12 protein-coding genes are annotated in these 15,180 nt (G+C 70.7%); 9 read left to right on the forward strand and 3 right to left on the reverse strand.

Annotation, left to right across the window (positions count from 1 at the left end; all coding sequences use genetic code 11):
• Positions 1-97: 97 nt before the first annotated feature.
• The 5 genes from ACZ4S3_RS25180 to mutM all read left to right on the forward strand — a co-directional run bounded on the left by ACZ4S3_RS25180 (position 98) and on the right by mutM (position 4,140).
• The gene (locus tag ACZ4S3_RS25180; protein ID WP_467937818.1) at positions 98-1,285 is read left to right on the forward strand and encodes an ATP synthase F0 subunit B; all 1,188 of its coding nucleotides are present in this window, start codon (positions 98-100) and stop codon (positions 1,283-1,285) included.
• A gap of 182 nt (positions 1,286-1,467) precedes the next feature.
• Positions 1,468-2,061 carry a YceD family protein gene (locus ACZ4S3_RS25185; protein WP_467937820.1) on the forward strand — a complete coding sequence of 198 codons (594 nt, stop codon included), beginning with the start codon at positions 1,468-1,470 and terminating at the stop codon, positions 2,059-2,061.
• Between the two features lie 2 nt (positions 2,062-2,063).
• On the forward strand, positions 2,064-2,237 hold the full coding sequence (gene rpmF, locus ACZ4S3_RS25190) for a 50S ribosomal protein L32 (RefSeq protein ID WP_030087884.1): 174 nt from the start codon (positions 2,064-2,066) through the stop codon (positions 2,235-2,237).
• A gap of 7 nt (positions 2,238-2,244) precedes the next feature.
• Positions 2,245-3,117: a ribonuclease III gene (gene rnc / locus ACZ4S3_RS25195; protein WP_467937822.1), complete on the forward strand. Its 873-nt coding sequence runs from the start codon at positions 2,245-2,247 to the stop codon at positions 3,115-3,117.
• A gap of 84 nt (positions 3,118-3,201) precedes the next feature.
• A complete protein-coding gene (gene mutM, locus ACZ4S3_RS25200) occupies positions 3,202-4,140 on the forward strand; it encodes a bifunctional DNA-formamidopyrimidine glycosylase/DNA-(apurinic or apyrimidinic site) lyase (RefSeq protein WP_467937824.1) in 939 nt (312 codons plus the stop codon).
• Positions 4,141-4,301: 161 nt separating this feature from the next.
• Here mutM and ACZ4S3_RS25205 read toward each other — a convergent pair whose 3' ends face one another.
• Positions 4,302-5,228: a CAP domain-containing protein gene (locus ACZ4S3_RS25205; RefSeq protein ID WP_467937826.1), complete on the reverse strand. Its 927-nt coding sequence runs from the start codon at positions 5,226-5,228 to the stop codon at positions 4,302-4,304.
• A 179-nt stretch (positions 5,229-5,407) separates the two neighbouring features.
• On the opposite strand from ACZ4S3_RS25205, the gene ACZ4S3_RS25210 reads away from it, so the two are divergent.
• The 4 genes from ACZ4S3_RS25210 (at position 5,408) to ACZ4S3_RS25225 (ending at position 12,212) form a co-directional block, all read left to right on the forward strand.
• On the forward strand, positions 5,408-5,689 hold the full coding sequence (locus ACZ4S3_RS25210; protein WP_467937828.1) for an acylphosphatase: 282 nt from the start codon (positions 5,408-5,410) through the stop codon (positions 5,687-5,689).
• 380 nt (positions 5,690-6,069) lie between these two features.
• Positions 6,070-6,273 (forward strand): hypothetical protein, encoded by a 204-nt coding sequence (locus ACZ4S3_RS25215; RefSeq protein ID WP_046925798.1) that lies wholly within the window; start codon positions 6,070-6,072, stop codon positions 6,271-6,273.
• A 332-nt stretch (positions 6,274-6,605) separates the two neighbouring features.
• Complete coding sequence (locus ACZ4S3_RS25220) at positions 6,606-10,529, forward strand: AAA family ATPase (RefSeq protein ID WP_467937830.1); 3,924 nt, start codon at positions 6,606-6,608, stop codon at positions 10,527-10,529.
• 267 nt (positions 10,530-10,796) lie between these two features.
• Positions 10,797-12,212, forward strand: a complete 1,416-nt coding sequence (locus ACZ4S3_RS25225; protein ID WP_467937832.1) for a sugar porter family MFS transporter — start codon at positions 10,797-10,799, stop codon at positions 12,210-12,212.
• 204 nt (positions 12,213-12,416) lie between these two features.
• Here ACZ4S3_RS25225 and ACZ4S3_RS25230 read toward each other — a convergent pair whose 3' ends face one another.
• Both ACZ4S3_RS25230 and ACZ4S3_RS25235 read right to left on the reverse strand, forming a co-directional pair.
• Positions 12,417-13,415, reverse strand: coding sequence for an LLM class flavin-dependent oxidoreductase (locus tag ACZ4S3_RS25230; protein WP_467938070.1), 999 nt, complete (start codon positions 13,413-13,415; stop codon positions 12,417-12,419).
• 165 nt (positions 13,416-13,580) lie between these two features.
• Complete coding sequence (locus ACZ4S3_RS25235; protein WP_467937834.1) at positions 13,581-15,062, reverse strand: purine-cytosine permease family protein; 1,482 nt, start codon at positions 15,060-15,062, stop codon at positions 13,581-13,583.
• Positions 15,063-15,180: the final 118 nt, after the last annotated feature.

A 15,180-nucleotide genomic window follows, 5' to 3' on the forward strand; every position in this document is an offset into this window, starting at 1 on the left:
TCCTGATGGGGCGTCAGTAGGTGTCGGCCCCGGCGCCCGTGGTCGTACAGTCGTCCCGTTCCCTCGTTCCATCCCTTCAGAGAGTGGCGAGTCCAAGGTGGACGTGCAGAAGAAGCTCGACGACATCGTCCAGACCGTCGGCAGCGCCCGGTCCGTGCCCATGTCGGCCTCGTGCGTGGTCAACCGCGCCGAGCTGCTCGCCCTGCTCGAGGAGGTGCGGGCGGCCCTGCCCGGCTCCCTCGCGCAGGCGCAGGAGCTGCTCGGCGGGCGCGAGCAGATGGTCGAGGAGGCGCGCGCCGAGGCGGAGCGGATCATCGAGTCCGCGCACGCCCACCGCGGCTCGCTGATCTCCGACACCGAGGTCGCCCGGCAGTCCCAGGACGAGGCCGACCGGATCCTGGCGGAGGCCCGCCGGGAGGCCGAGGAGATCCGCGCCGAGGCCGACGACTACGTCGACAGCAAGCTCGCGAACTTCGAGGTCGTCCTCACCAAGACCATCGGTTCCGTCGACCGCGGCCGCGAGAAGCTGCTCGGCCGCGGCCCGGGGGCCGGCGAGCAGGGATACCCCGACGAGGACGGCACCGAGGCGCCCGAGCGCAGCGCCGACCCCGAGACCCTCAAGCAGCGCGCCGACGCCTATGTGGATGCCAAGTTCGGCGCCTTCCAGGCCGTACTGACCAAGACCCTGGAAGCGGTCGGCCGCGGCCGCGACAAGCTCCAGGGCGCGCGGGCGGTCGATGAGCTCGGGATGCATCTCGCGACGGCGGGCGACCCGCAGACCGGGCAGCCCCAGGCGGACGCCGAATATCTCGCCGGCCTCGCGGGCATCGGCGCCGGCCAGGACCCGCAGCCGCCCCAGGCCCCGCCGCAGCCCCAGGAACACCAGCAGCTCCCGGACCCCCACCAGCCGCTCCAGCCCCAGCCGCAGCTTCAGCAGGACTACTACGCGGACCCGGCGGCCTACCAGCAGCAGGACGTCTACGGCTATCAGCAGCCGCAGCAGGACCCGTATACCCAGCACCACCAGGACCCGTACGGCTACGACTGGCAGCAGCAGGCCCAGCAGGCCCAGCAGGCCCAGCAGGCCCAGCAGGCCCAGCAGCAGGGCTATGACCCGGCCACCGGATATCTCGCACCGCAGTACCAGCAGCAGCTGCCGCCGCAGCCCCCGCACGCACCCCAGGACCCGCATGCCCAGGCCGGGGCGCTGGACGAGACCAGCCTCTTCGACACCAGCATGATCAACCTGGAGCAGATCCGGCAGTACGAAGAGGGCCGCCAGTAGCCGTCCCCGCAAGGTCCGGAAGCGGATTGGGCCTATCGGGGCCTGTCCAGTATCCTGGCTGTTCGGTCGCGTCTACTTCGCGATCACTGCTGCCCGCATATCCATCGGATCTCGGGCGGCTCGTAGCGCAGTACAGAAAGCAGGAAGCCATCAACGCCCGCCTCGACCACCGTTCCCCGCTCGTGTTCGATACACGCGAGCTGGGTCGTCGTCCCGGCACGCTCAAGCGGCTCTCCCGCACCGTCGAGGCCCCCCGGGACCTCGGCAATGAGGTCGTCGGAGTGCCCGAGGGCGCATCGATCGAGCTCGACCTCCGCCTGGAATCGGTCATGGACGGGGTACTTGTCACAGGTACCGCCCGTGCAGCCGTGAAGGGGGAGTGCGTAAGGTGTCTGGAGCCGCTGGAGCGAGAGCTCGACGCGGACTTCCAGGAGATGTTCTCCTACCCCGACGCCGATGACCGGATCCGCCCCGCGGAATCCGGCGACGACGCCGAGGACGAGGAAGACACCTTCTTCATCGAGGACGACCTGTTCGACCTCGAACCCGTGCTGCGGGATGCGGTGGTGCTCACACTGCCGCTGCAGCCGGTGTGCCAGGACGACTGTCCGGGCCTGTGCTCCGATTGCGGAGCGCGGCTCGCGGACGACCCGGACCACCACCACGATGCCGTCGACATGCGTTGGGCGGCACTGCAGGGACTCGTCGGGACCAACCAGGACGACGAGAAGGACAACGTTCCCCGCGACGGCGGGGATGAACCTCAGGAGAAGTAGCCGTGGCTGTTCCGAAGCGGAAGATGTCGCGCAGCAACACGCGCCACCGCCGGTCGCAGTGGAAGGCTGCGGTCCCCACCCTGGTGGCATGCGCTAGCTGCCACGAGCCCAAGCTGCAGCACATCGCGTGCCCGAGCTGCGGCACCTACAACAAGCGCCAGGTCCTCGAGGTCTGAGCGGCTGGTGACAGGCAGCGTGTCTAGCCCCAAGAAGGCGGAAGACGCCAATCCGTCTCCTCGCAAGCGCGGGGATGAGAATCCGGCGGACACAGCCTCGTCCCACACGCTTCTGGAAGGGCGGCTCGGGTACAAGCTCGAGTCCGCCCTTCTGGTGCGTGCGCTGACGCACCGCTCGTACGCATACGAGAACGGCGGTCTGCCCACCAACGAGCGGCTCGAATTCCTCGGGGATTCGGTGCTCGGCCTGGTGGTCACCGACACGCTGTACCGCATCCACCCCGACCTGCCCGAAGGCCAGCTGGCCAAGCTGCGGGCCGCGGTGGTCAACTCGCGTGCGCTTGCCGAGGTGGGCCGCGGCCTCGACCTCGGCGCCTTCATCCGCCTCGGCCGGGGCGAAGAGGGCACGGGCGGCCGGGACAAGGCCTCCATCCTCGCCGACACCCTTGAAGCGGTGATCGGCGCGGTCTATCTCGACCAGGGCCTCGAGGCGGCCGGCGAGCTGGTACACCGGCTCTTCGACCCGCTCATCGAGAAGTCCTCCAGCCTGGGCGCGGGCCTCGACTGGAAGACCAGCCTCCAGGAACTCACCGCGACCGAAGGTCTCGGCGTCCCGGAGTACCTGGTCACCGAGACCGGACCGGACCACGAGAAAACCTTTACTGCTGCCGCCCGCGTCGGTGGTGTCTCGTACGGCACCGGCACCGGCCGCAGCAAGAAGGAAGCCGAGCAGCAGGCGGCGGAGTCCGCGTGGCGTTCCATTCGCGCCGCGGCGGACGAGGCGGCCAAGGCCAAGGAGTCGGCTTCCGGAGACGATGTGTCGCCGGGTGCGCAGGACGACGCTCCGGCTTCCGGCGACGCCGAGTCGTCGGCACACTGAATCCCTCTTCTGACCCCGTCCAGGGCGGCCCGGCCGCCCTGGACGGGGTCAGAAGTCTTTCCCGAGGATTGTGAGGAGCTCCCCGTGCCCGAGCTGCCCGAGGTCGAGGTCGTCCGCCGTGGACTGGAGCGCTGGGTCAGCGGCCGGACCATCGACTCCGTCGAGGTCCGCCACCCCCGTGCGATCCGCCGGCACACGGCCGGCTCGGCCGATTTCGCCGCCCGCCTGGAGGGCCTGCGCATCGGTACGGCACGCCGCCGCGGCAAATACCTCTGGCTCCCGGTCACCGGCGGCGGCCCGGCCGCGCAGACCGCCGCCGAAGGCATCACGCCGATGATCGCCCCGTCCGTCACACACGGCCTGGCGATCCTCGCCCACCTCGGCATGAGCGGCCAGCTCCTCGTCCAGCCCGAGGACGCCCCCGACGAAAAGCACCTGCGCATCCGCATCCGCTTCGCCGACGACCTGGACACCGAACTCCGCTTCGTCGACCAGCGCACCTTCGGCGGCCTCTCGCTGCACGACACCGTCCCCGGCGACGCCGACGACCTCCCCGACGTCATCGCCCACATCGCCCGCGACCCGCTCGACGCGGCCTTCGACGACGCCGCTTTCCACGAGGCGCTGCGCCGCCGCCGGACCACCATCAAGCGGGCCCTGCTCGATCAGTCCCTGATCAGCGGCGTCGGCAACATCTACGCCGACGAGGCGCTGTGGCGCAGCAAGCTCCACTACGACCGCCCGACCGCCACCTTCACCCGTCCCCGCACCGCCGAGCTGCTCGGCCACGTCCGGGAGGTGATGAACGCCGCCCTCGCCGTCGGCGGCACCAGCTTCGACACGCTCTACGTCAACGTCAACGGCGAGTCCGGCTACTTCGACCGCTCCCTGGACGCCTACGGCCGCGAGGACGAACCCTGCCGCCGCTGCGGCACACCGATTCGCCGCCGCCCCTGGATGAACCGCTCCAGCTACTTCTGCCCCCGCTGCCAGCGGCCGCCGCGGCCGGCCCGGCTGGGCTGAGGGCGCCATGGCCCCGGGGAGCGACGACCATCTCGTCCGCTCCCTGCTCACCGCGGCGAGCCCGGGGCAGCCTGGTGCGCCGGCGGCCTCGCGCCCTCACGGTACGGCCGTACGGGTGAGCCCTCAGCGGCCGGCGGCCGACCGGCCCGTCCGCGGCGGCCTCAGAACCCGAAGTCCTGTGTCCACCAGGGCCCGCCCGGCCCGAAGTGGGCGCCCACGCCGAGGGTCTTGTACTCGCAGTTGAGGATGTTCGCGCGGTGGCCGGGGCTGTGCATCCAGGAGTCCATCACGGACTGGGCGTTGGCCTGGCCGCGGGCGATGTTCTCGCCGCCGAGGTCCACGATGCCCAGGTCGCGTGCGCGGTCCCAGGGCGTGTTGCCGTCCGGGTCGGTGTGATCGAAGAAGCCCCGCTCGGCCATGTCGTCGCTGAAGCTCTGGGCCAGCCCGGCCAGTTGTCTGCCGGCGGTCACCGGGGAGCAGCCGGCCCGGTCGCGCTCCTGGTTGACGAGGGAGAGCACCTCGGCCTCGGCGGCGGACTGGGGGTCCGCGGTCTTCGACGGGGTCGCGGAGCTCCTGGGCGTGGCGGCGGCCGTCGGGGCGGCGGTCTCCGCCGGGCGGTGCGAACCGGTCTTTCTGGCGGGGGATTTGGCCGTACGGTGCGGGGAGGGGGAGACCGACGGGGTCGCCGCGGAGGTTGCGCGGGGGGTGTGCGGAGCGGTGGGACGCGCGCCGCCGCGGCTCGCCGGGTCGGTGGCGCGGTCCGTCGGCGTCATGTCATTGCCGCCCTGCGGATCGGGCTCCGGCAGCGAGTCGGCGCGTACCCGGTCGCCGCGGTCGCCGCCGCTCACCTCGAACTGCCCGCCGCCCGGGATCAGTCCGGAGGCGACCGCCACGGCTCCCATGGCCACCGCGGCCGAGGCACCGAGCAGTCCGGTGCGTACCGGCGCCGCCCGGCGGGCGCGTGCGGCCCGGCGGCCGGCGTGCCGCGCGCTGCCGTCGGCGGCGGACGGTGCCGCCGGCGGGGCGTCAACAGGCCGGGTTCCTATGGGTTCGGGCGCGTGGGGAGCAGAACGTCGATGGCGGCCCATCCGCTGGCTTCCTTCCTCCGGTGCAAGCACCGGCTCCACTGGAGCGGCTACCGCCGCAGAGCCTGCCTAGGCGTCAAGTTGACTCACCCGAACGGGTGAGTCTCGATGTCGGGGGACTGTACGCCATGGCGTACCGGGCCGAGGTGCCCGACGGGCAATTGGCCGGTTAACGTGCACACATGAACGAAGACGTCCGGGTGACCGCGTGGGTGCGCGGCCGAGTCCAAGGGGTCGGATTCCGCTGGTTCACCCGCGCGAACGCCCTGAGCATCGGTGAACTGGCCGGATTCGCCAGCAATCTCGGCGACGGCCGCGTCCAGGTGGTCGCGGAAGGACCCAAGGAACGCTGCGAACAGTTGCTGGACTGGCTGCGTACCGGAGACACGCCCGGCCGGGTCGACGGTGTCACTGAGATATGGGACACGCCCCGCGGCGGTTACGACGGCTTCGAGATCCGCTGAGAGGCCCGCGGAAACCGACCGCACGGCCGTCAAAAATGATCTTTGGGCTATGCCTTTGTCAGGTGCTCACAGGAGATAAGGCCTGGTGGTTGCCAACTCGGCCGACCCGTGCAAGGCTGCCGCTGTACAGATGATCTCCACACCCCCGCGGGACCTTTCTGGGGAGTAGGCGCAGAGCCCAAGCGGCCGCGCACTCTCGGGTGCCCGAGGATACGGGGGGTGATCGTGTTGACCCTCAAACCTTTTGGTGAGACTCTGGAATCCCCGCGCACCTTAGCTGTTTGGCATTGAAGACCTCAGTAATGGCAAGCACCGCGGGTGCGAATCCCTCACGACCCACACCGCTTCGGTCGGTCACTCAGTGTGGAGGACCATCCATCATGGCAAAGGCGCTTCTCGGTTACGTCGGCGGCTCCGACCCCCGAGTCCTCTCCGAGATGCGACGGCTTCAGCAGCGCGTCCAAGACCTTGAATCCGAACTTATTCGGATGCAGGCCGAAAACGACATGCTGTCCGCTGCCGCACGTCACGACGACTCGATGCTCGACATCGACGTACCCCAGGCGGAGCCCGCGCTCACCTGACCCCAACCCCAGGGCCGGTCGGGCTGCTCGCCAGCCGCTTGAGGCACCGCCGCTCTCTTCAAGATCTGCAAGGGACGCTTCGGCGTCCCTTCGTCGTTTCCCCGGCAGTAGCTTTTCAGGCCGTCGATTCCCGGCTTTCGTTTTCGTCCCTGCGGCCTCTTCGGCCTCGTGGTGCCTCCCTTACCGCATGATGTGCCCTGCGCATTCCCCGGTGAAACCGAAAATGAACGCCGCCGCATACCCGGGGGCCGTACACCCCCGAAACGGCGGCGGCGACCGGCGGCGGAATGTTGGGGTCGCACCCCGACAATCGGCCGGTAGAGTCCAAAAGCGTGCATCTCAAGAGTCTGACCCTGCGCGGCTTCAAGTCCTTCGCCTCCGCGACGACGCTGCGCTTCGAGCCCGGCATCACCTGCGTCGTGGGACCCAATGGTTCCGGCAAGTCGAATGTCGTGGACGCGTTGTCCTGGGTCATGGGTGAGCAGGGTGCCAAGTCGCTGCGCGGCGGCAAGATGGAGGATGTCATCTTCGCCGGGACGACCGGCCGGCTACCGCTGGGCCGGGCCGAGGTCTCGCTCACCATCGACAATTCCGATGGCGCGCTGCCCATCGAATACGCCGAAGTCACCATTACCCGGATCATGTTCCGCAATGGCGGCAGCGAGTATCAGATCAACGGTGATACCTGCCGGCTGCTCGATATCCAGGAGCTGCTTTCCGACTCCGGCATCGGGCGCGAGATGCATGTCATCGTCGGGCAGGGGCAGCTCGACTCCGTACTGCACGCCGACCCGATGGGGCGAAGGGGATTCATCGAGGAGGCGGCGGGCGTCCTCAAGCACCGTAAGCGCAAGGAGAAGGCGCTGCGGAAGCTGGACGCGATGAAGGCCAACCTCGCCCGCGTACAGGATCTGACCGATGAGCTGCGCCGCCAGCTCAAGCCGCTGGGGCGGCAGGCCGCGGTCGCCCGGCGGGCCGCCGTCATCCAGGCCGATCTGCGCGACGCCCGGCTGCGGCTGCTCGCCGATGACCTCGTCACCCTGCGCCGGGCGCTGCGCGCCGAGATCGAGGACGAGGCCGCGCTCAAGGAACGCAAGGAGTCCGCGGAGGCCCAGCTGCGGACCGCGCTGCAGCGCGAGGCGGTGCTGGAGGCGGAGGTGCGCACGCTGACGCCGCGGGTGCAGCGGGCCCAGCAGACCTGGTACGAGCTGTCGCAGCTGGCGGAGCGGGTACGCGGCACGGTCTCGCTGGCCGAGGCGCGGGTCAAGAGCGCGTCGGCCGCCCCGCCGGACGAGCGGCAGGGGCGCGACCCGGAGGACATGGAGCGCGAGGCGGCCCGGATCCGTGAGCAGGAGGCGGAGTTGGCGGCCGCGCTGGAGGCGGCGAGCCGGGCGCTGGAGGACACCGTCGAGCACCGCGCCGAACTGGAGCGGCAGTTGGCGGACGAGGAACGCAGGCTGCGGGATGCCGCCCGCGCCATCGCCGACCGGCGCGAGGGGCTCGCCCGGCTCAGCGGGCAGGTCACCGCGGCGCGCGGCCGGGCGGCTTCGGCGCGGGCGGAGATCGGCCGGCTCGCCGAGGCACGGGACGGCGCCCAGGAGCGGGCGGCCGTGGCCCAGGAGGCGTACGAGCAGCTCAAGGCCGAGGTCGACGGGCTGGACGCGGACGATGACGAGCTCGGCGAGCGGTATGAGGCGGCCCGCCGGGAGCTGGCGGCGGCGGAGAGCGAGCTGACCGCCGCGCGCGAGGCGCTGACCGCGGCCGAGCGGGAGCGGGCCGCGACCTCGGCCCGGCACGACGCGCTGGCGCTGGGGCTGCGCCGTAAGGACGGCTCGGGCGCGCTGCTGGCCGCAGCGGACCGCCTCACCGGCGTCCTCGGCCCGGCGGCGGAACTGCTGACCGTCACCCCCGGCTTCGAGATCCCGGTTGCGGCGGCCCTCGGCGCGGCCGCGGACGCCGTCGCCGTCACCGGTCCGGCCACCGCCGCCGAGGCCATCCGGCTGCTGCGCAAGCAGGATGCGGGGAGGGCGGCGATGGTGTTGGGGGACGGCGCTGGGGTGGATGGTGCGGCAGGTGCGTATGTAGCGGCGGGACGCGGGACGGGTGAGCCGGCCGATACGGCAGTCGGCCGGGTGCCGGGACCGGCGCGGGCGGTTGGTGAGGAAGCGCCGGACGGTACGGGGGCGGAGCATGCGGCGATCGGATGGCAGGGGACGGGAGGGGACAGCACGCCGGGTGCGGCTGGAGTGACCCATGAGGTCGGTACGGCGCAAGTGACCGGTGTGACGGCTGCGGAGGGTGCGATGGCGGCGCCGACGCGCGGCGGGGGTGGTGCGGGTGCGTCGGCCGGGGCGGCCGAATCCGGTGAGCCCGCACCGGCGGCCGCTGAGGCCGGCGGCCCCGCTCTCCCCGCTCCTGCCGTCCCCCGGGTGCCCGGCCCCCGTTCCGAGCCCGTGCGGGCCGGTCAACTCGTGGGTGGGCCGCGGGAGCTGACGGCGGCGGTGGCGCGGCTGCTGCGGGATGTGGTGGTGGTCGGGACGCTGGAGGACGCCGAGGAAGTGGTGGCGGCGCGGCCCGAGCTGACGGCCGTGACCGGTGAGGGGGATCTGCTGGGGGCGCACTTTGCCCAGGGCGGGTCGGCCGGGGCGCCGAGTCTGCTGGAGGTGCAGGCATCCGTCGACGAGGCGGCGGCCGAGCTGGAGAGCCTGGCGGCGCGCTGTGCGGAGCTGGCGACGGCGCAGCGCGCCGCGGGAGAACGGCGCGGGGAATGTGCCGCGCTGGTCGAGGAGTTGGGCGAGCGGCGGCGGGCGGCGGACCGGGAGAAGTCCAAGGTCGCGGGGGATCTGGGGCGGCTCGGCGGGCAGGCGCGGGCGGCCGCGGGCGAGGCGGAGCGGTCCGCCGCGGCGGCCGCCAAGGCGGAGGAGGCGCTGCTGCGGGCCACCGAGGAGGCCGAGGAGCTGGCCGAGCGGCTGGCGGTGGCCGAGGAGGACGCGAGCGCCGGCGAGGAGGAGCCCGATACGTCCGTACGGGACCGGCTGGCCGCCGACGGGGCCAATGCGCGGCAGACCGAGATGGAGGCCCGGCTCCAGGCGCGTACCCATGAGGAACGGGTGAAGGCGCTGGCCGGGCGGGCGGATTCGCTGGACCGGGGGGCGCGCGCCGAACGGGAGGCGCGGGCGCGGGCCGAGCAGCGGCGCGCCCGGCTGCGCCATGAGGCGGCGGTGGCCTCGGCGGTCGCCTCCGGTGCGCGGCAGCTGCTGGCGCATGTCGAGGTGTCGGTCGTACGGGCCGAGGAGGAGCGGGCGGCCGCCGAGCGGGCGAAGGCCGAGCGGGAAGCGGCGCTGGTGGCCGAGCGTGAACAGGGCCGGGAGCTGAAGTCCGAGCTGGACAAGCTGACGGATTCGGTGCACCGGGGCGAGGTGCTGGGCGCGGAGAAGCGGCTGCGGATCGAGCAGCTGGAGACCAGGTCGCTGGAGGAGCTGGGGGTGGAGCCGGCCGGGCTGATGTCCGAGTACGGGCCCGATCAGCTCGTACCGCCGTCGCCGCCGGCCCAGGATGAGGTGCTGCCCGAGGACCCGGAGCATCCGCGCAACCAGCCGGTGCCGTATGTACGGGCCGAGCAGGAGAAGCGGCTCAAGGCCGCCGAGCGGGCGTATCAGCAGCTCGGGAAGGTGAATCCGCTGGCGCTGGAGGAGTTCGCGGCGCTGGAGGAGCGTCACCAGTTCCTCAGCGAGCAGCTTGAAGACTTGAAGAAGACCCGGACCGATCTGCTGCGGGTGGTCAAGGAGGTCGACGAGCGGGTGGAGCAGGTCTTCACCGAGGCCTTCCATGACACGGCGCGGGAGTTCGAAGGGGTCTTCGCGCGGCTCTTCCCGGGTGGCGAGGGACGGCTCGTGCTGACCGATCCGGACGACATGCTGGCGACCGGGGTGGATGTGGAGGCGCGGCCGCCGGGCAAGAAGGTCAAGCGGCTCTCGCTGCTGTCGGGCGGCGAGCGGTCGCTGACGGCGGTGGCGCTGCTGGTGTCGATCTTCAAGGCGCGGCCCAGTCCGTTCTATGTGATGGACGAGGTCGAGGCGGCGCTGGACGACACCAATCTGCAGCGGCTGATCCGGATCATGGAAGAGCTCCAGGAGAGTTCCCAGCTGATCGTGATCACTCACCAGAAGCGGACGATGGAGGTCGCGGACGCGCTCTACGGCGTCTCGATGCAGGGTGACGGCGTCTCGAAGGTGATCAGCCAGCGTCTGCATTGATCATTTGTGGCCCCTCGGTCGCCTCCCCTCCTGAGCCCCCTCCTGACACTTCTTCGACTCTCTTCATAACTTGAACGAAGCGTCACCAGAGGCTTGCGGAAACGTGGCGGGAAACGAATTCATCACGGGCTATTGACTTCGAAACTTGAAGGCATAGTCTCTGCAACGTTGCTTTTACCTTCAAGTGGTGGGTACCTCCAACCTATGCGCCACTGGAAGGGCCAGCCCCCGATGCCCGGCAGCGCAGCCGGGCCACTGGAGTTCACGTTGACCAGCACCGCGCAGCCGACGGTCCCCGAAGGCCGTAAGGCACATCCGGACCATCTCGGCCATGTCATCTTCATCACCGCGGCTGCCGCGATGGGCGGCTTCCTCTTCGGCTATGACAGTTCCGTCATCAACGGTGCCGTCGAGGCGATCCGCAGCCGCTACGACGTCGGCCCGGCGATCCTCGCCCAGGTGATCGCCGTCGCCCTGATCGGCTGCGCCATCGGCGCCGCGACCGCCGGCCGGATCGCGGACCGGATAGGCCGCATCCGCGTGATGCAGATCGCTGCGGTCCTGTTCACCATCAGCGCCGTCGGCTCCGCCCTGCCGTTCGCCCTGTGGGACCTGGCCTTCTGGCGGGTCATCGGCGGCTTCGCGATCGGTATGGCCTCGGTCATCGGCCCGGCCTACATCGCCGAGGTCTCGCCGTCCGCCTACCGCGGCCGGCTCGGCTCGTTCCAGCAGGCCGCGATCGTCATCGGCATCGCCGTCTCCCAGCTCGTCAACTGGGGCATCCTCAACCTCGCCGGCGGCCAGCGCAACACCCTCGCCGGCCTGGAGGCCTGGCAGTGGATGCTCGGCGTGATGGTCGTGCCGGCCGTTCTCTACGGTCTGCTCTCCTTCGCGATCCCCGAGTCGCCGCGCTTCCTGATCTCCGTCGGCAAGGTCTCCCGCGCCAAGGAGGTGCTCGCCGAGGTCGAGGGCCACACCGTCAACCTCGACACCCGGGTCGTGGAGATCCAGGACGCGATGCGCCGCGAGCACAAGTCGACGTTCAAGGACCTGCTCGGCGGCAAGATGGGCTTCCTGCCGATCGTCTGGGTCGGCATCGGACTCTCGGTCTTCCAGCAGCTGGTCGGCATCAACGTCGCCTTCTACTACTCCTCGACGCTCTGGCAGTCCGTCGGGATCAACCCCGAGAGCTCGTTCTTCTACAGCTTCACCACCTCGATCATCAACATCATCGGCACCGTGATCGCGATGATCTTCGTCGACAAGATCGGCCGCCGCCCGCTGGCGCTGATCGGCTCGGCCGGTATGGCCATCGCCCTCGCCCTGGAGGCCTGGGCGTTCTCCGCCAAGACCGCGGCCGGCACTCTGCCGGCCACCGAGGGCACCGTGGCCCTGATCGCCGCGCATGTCTTCGTCCTCTTCTTCGCCCTCTCCTGGGGCGTCGTGGTCTGGGTCTTCCTGGGCGAGATGTTCCCGAACAAGATCCGCGCCGCCGCGCTGGGCGTCGCCGCCTGCGCGCAGTGGATCGCCAACTGGGCCATCACGGCCAGCTTCCCGAGCCTGGCCGACTGGAACCTCTCGGGCACCTACGTCATCTACGCGGTCTTCGCTCTGCTCTCGATCCCCTTCGTGCTCAAGTACGTCAAGGAGACCAAGGGCAAGGCGTTGGAGGAGATGGGCTAACCCCCCCCGCCAGTCCGTCTCCTCAGTTGTGGCTGCTGCCCCGGCTCACCCGAGCCGGGGCAGCACCTTTTTCGCGGTACGGGGAAGCGGTAACCGGTCCGGCGCGGACCGGTGGGCGGGGTGCGGCCCTCGTCCTCCAAGTTCATGTGACCGAGCGTGACACGCGCCACTGACAACGCCGCCCCGCGCGGCAAACGTCGCAGGTCAGCCCGCCGTAGCGGCCTCCAGCCGCGGCAGTACCCGCTCCGCGAAGAGATGCAGCGAACGCCAGCCCTCGTCGACGGGCATGCCCCCGCACAGCGGATGCAGAATCAACGAGCCCTGTGCGCCCGCCTCCTGGGCCAGCCGCAGGCAGGCGTCCGGCGTGACGATCCGGTAGACGCCCTCCTTGCGCAGCGTCTCGGCGTCCGTCGCGGTAGAGCGCACCGCGGAGCGGATGCCGGCGGACTGCCAGGAGGCGTAGGTGCGGGCCTCGTGCAGCAGATGCGCCCCGTACTCGGCCCACGTGCGGTCGGGGTCCTCGGAGAGGTGCAGCAGTGCGGTCCGCTCGGGCGGCTGCATCACCCAGCCCTCGGTGCCGAACTCGGCGCGCCGCTCCTCGTAGTAGGCCGCCAGTTCCGGGAGGTGGGCGCTGGGGAAGAGGGGGAGTCCCAGGCGGGCGGCGCGCCGGGCCGCGGCCCGGGAGCTGCCGCCGATCAGCAGCAGGGGATGCGGCTGGGTGTACGGGCGCGGGGTGATGCGGACCGTACGCCCCTGATAGGTGAACGGCTCCCCGGTCCAGGCGTCGAGCAGCGTCCGCAGCACCTCGTCCTGGAGGGCGCCACGGCCCTTCCAGTCCTTGCCGTGCGCCGTGTACTCCGCCTCCCGGTAGCCGAGCCCGGCGACGGTCATCAGGCGGCCGCCGCTGAGCAGGTCGAGCGTGGCGATGTCCTCGGCCAGCCGCAGCGGGTCGTGCAGCGGCGTGATCAGCGCGGAGACGGTGACGCCGATGCGGCGGGTGGCGCCGAAGACGGCGCCTGCGAAGGTCAGCGGAGAGGGCATCCAGCCGTTGGCGGTGGCGTGGTGTTCCTCGGTCTGGACCATGGTCAGGCCGCGGTCGTCGGCGAAGGCGGCCATCTCGAGGGCGGCGCGGTAGCGCGCGGACAGCGCGTCGGGGGTGGGCGACGGGTCGACGAGGTTGAAGCGCAGGACCGATATCGGGATGGGGTGGCGCACAGCGCCTCGTCGAGGGGTGGTGGTCGGGTGACGGGCGGGAATGGCACACATGACGACGTCCCCTTCGCCGGGCGGTGGGCGAAGGGGACGCTAGCTGACGTTACGTCAGATCGCTAGGGCGCGGGACCGGCCGCCAGGCCGGGCGGCCACCGGTCAGCCGACCTCGGCCGGCTGCGGGGCCTCGTCGGCCGCCCGCTCGGGCGTGCCCGCCGGGACGGTCTCCCTGGGCGAGGGCAGCACCGCGAAGATCGCCGCGGCGATCACGATCGTGGCCGCCCAGCCCAGGCCGTTCTCGCCGATCCAGGTGGTGGCCAGCGGGCCGGTGAACCACTGCACCTTGGTGAAGCACAGGCCCGCCGCCAGCGCCGCGGCCCAGGAGGTCATGGCCTGCCAGCAGAAGCCGCCGGTGTACCAGTAGCGGCTGGTGCGGCCGGTGTTCATCAGGCTGTCCGCGTCGTAGCGCACGGCCAGCTTGCGGCGCCGGGCCATGTCGACGGCGTACACGCCGATCCATGCGGAGAAGGAGACCGCGAGCAGCGTCAGGAAGGCGATGAACTGGCCGATGAAGTCCTTGGCCACCAGCATCATGAACAGGCCGGCGACCAGGCTGATGACGGCGTTGATGCTGACCGCCAGGGCACGCGGCAGCTTGACGCCCATCGTCTGGGCGGTGAAGCCCGCGGAGTACATCGACAGGCTGTTGATCAGCACCATTCCGACCAGCGCGGTGATCAGGTAGGGGACCGCGAGCCAGGTCGGCAGGATGTTGCCCAGGAACGACATCGGGTCGGTGTTCTGGCCGGCCAGCTTCGGGCTGGAGACGGCCATCACGCCGCCCATCAGCACCATCGGGACCAGGACCAGGGCGGCACCGGAGACGGTCGTGGCGACGATCTTCTTGCCGGAGGCGGAGTGCGGGAGGTAGCGCGCGAAGTCGGGGCCGGTGGGGACCCAGCTGATGCCGCCCGCCGCGATGGTGCCGATGCCCGCGATCACCATGGCGGTGGTGCCCGCCTTCTTGGCGAAGACCGCTTCCCAGTCCATCGTGGCGATCAGATAGACCAGCACCATGATGCTGAACAGGCCGAACAGGTACGTCGAGTACTTGTTGCAGATGTTCAGCGCCTTACGGCCCATGCCGCTGATCAGGTAGGTGACGGCCACGAAGCCGAGCAGGGTGACGACGACCAGGACGTTGTTGCTCTCCACGCCGAACAGCAGATGCAGCACGGTCAGCACGGCGTATGCGCCGGTGACCGCGTTGATCGTCTCCCAGCCGAAGCGGGCGACCCACAAGATCGCGCCGGGGAAGTAGTTGCCGCGGACGCCGAAGGCGGCCCGGGAGAGCAGCGCGCCGGGCGCGCCGCCCCACTTACCGGAGACCGACAGCACGCCGACCATGCCGAAGGCGATGGTGGCCGCGATCGCGGCCACCAGCAGGACCTGCCAGAAGTTCAGGCCGTTGTTGACCACCAGGGAGGCCCCCATGGTGAGCAACAGCACGCTGATGTTGGTGGCGACCCAGGTGGGGAAGAGCTCGCGGACGCGGCCCCGGCGCTCGTTGTCGGGGACGGGCTCGATGCCGCGGGTTTCGACGGCGCCCTCGGTCTGGGGAGTGGAAGCGGACGTGCCCATTGGTGCTGTGTCTCCGTGCGGGGGATCTGGGGCACCCCCGGGGAGGAGGTGCAGGCAGCGGCTGTGGTGCCTGGCCGGAAATTGTTGCCAGGACTCTACGCGCGTTGCGTGGCCGCCG

Source organism: Streptomyces sp. NPDC028368, from assembly GCF_055565615.1.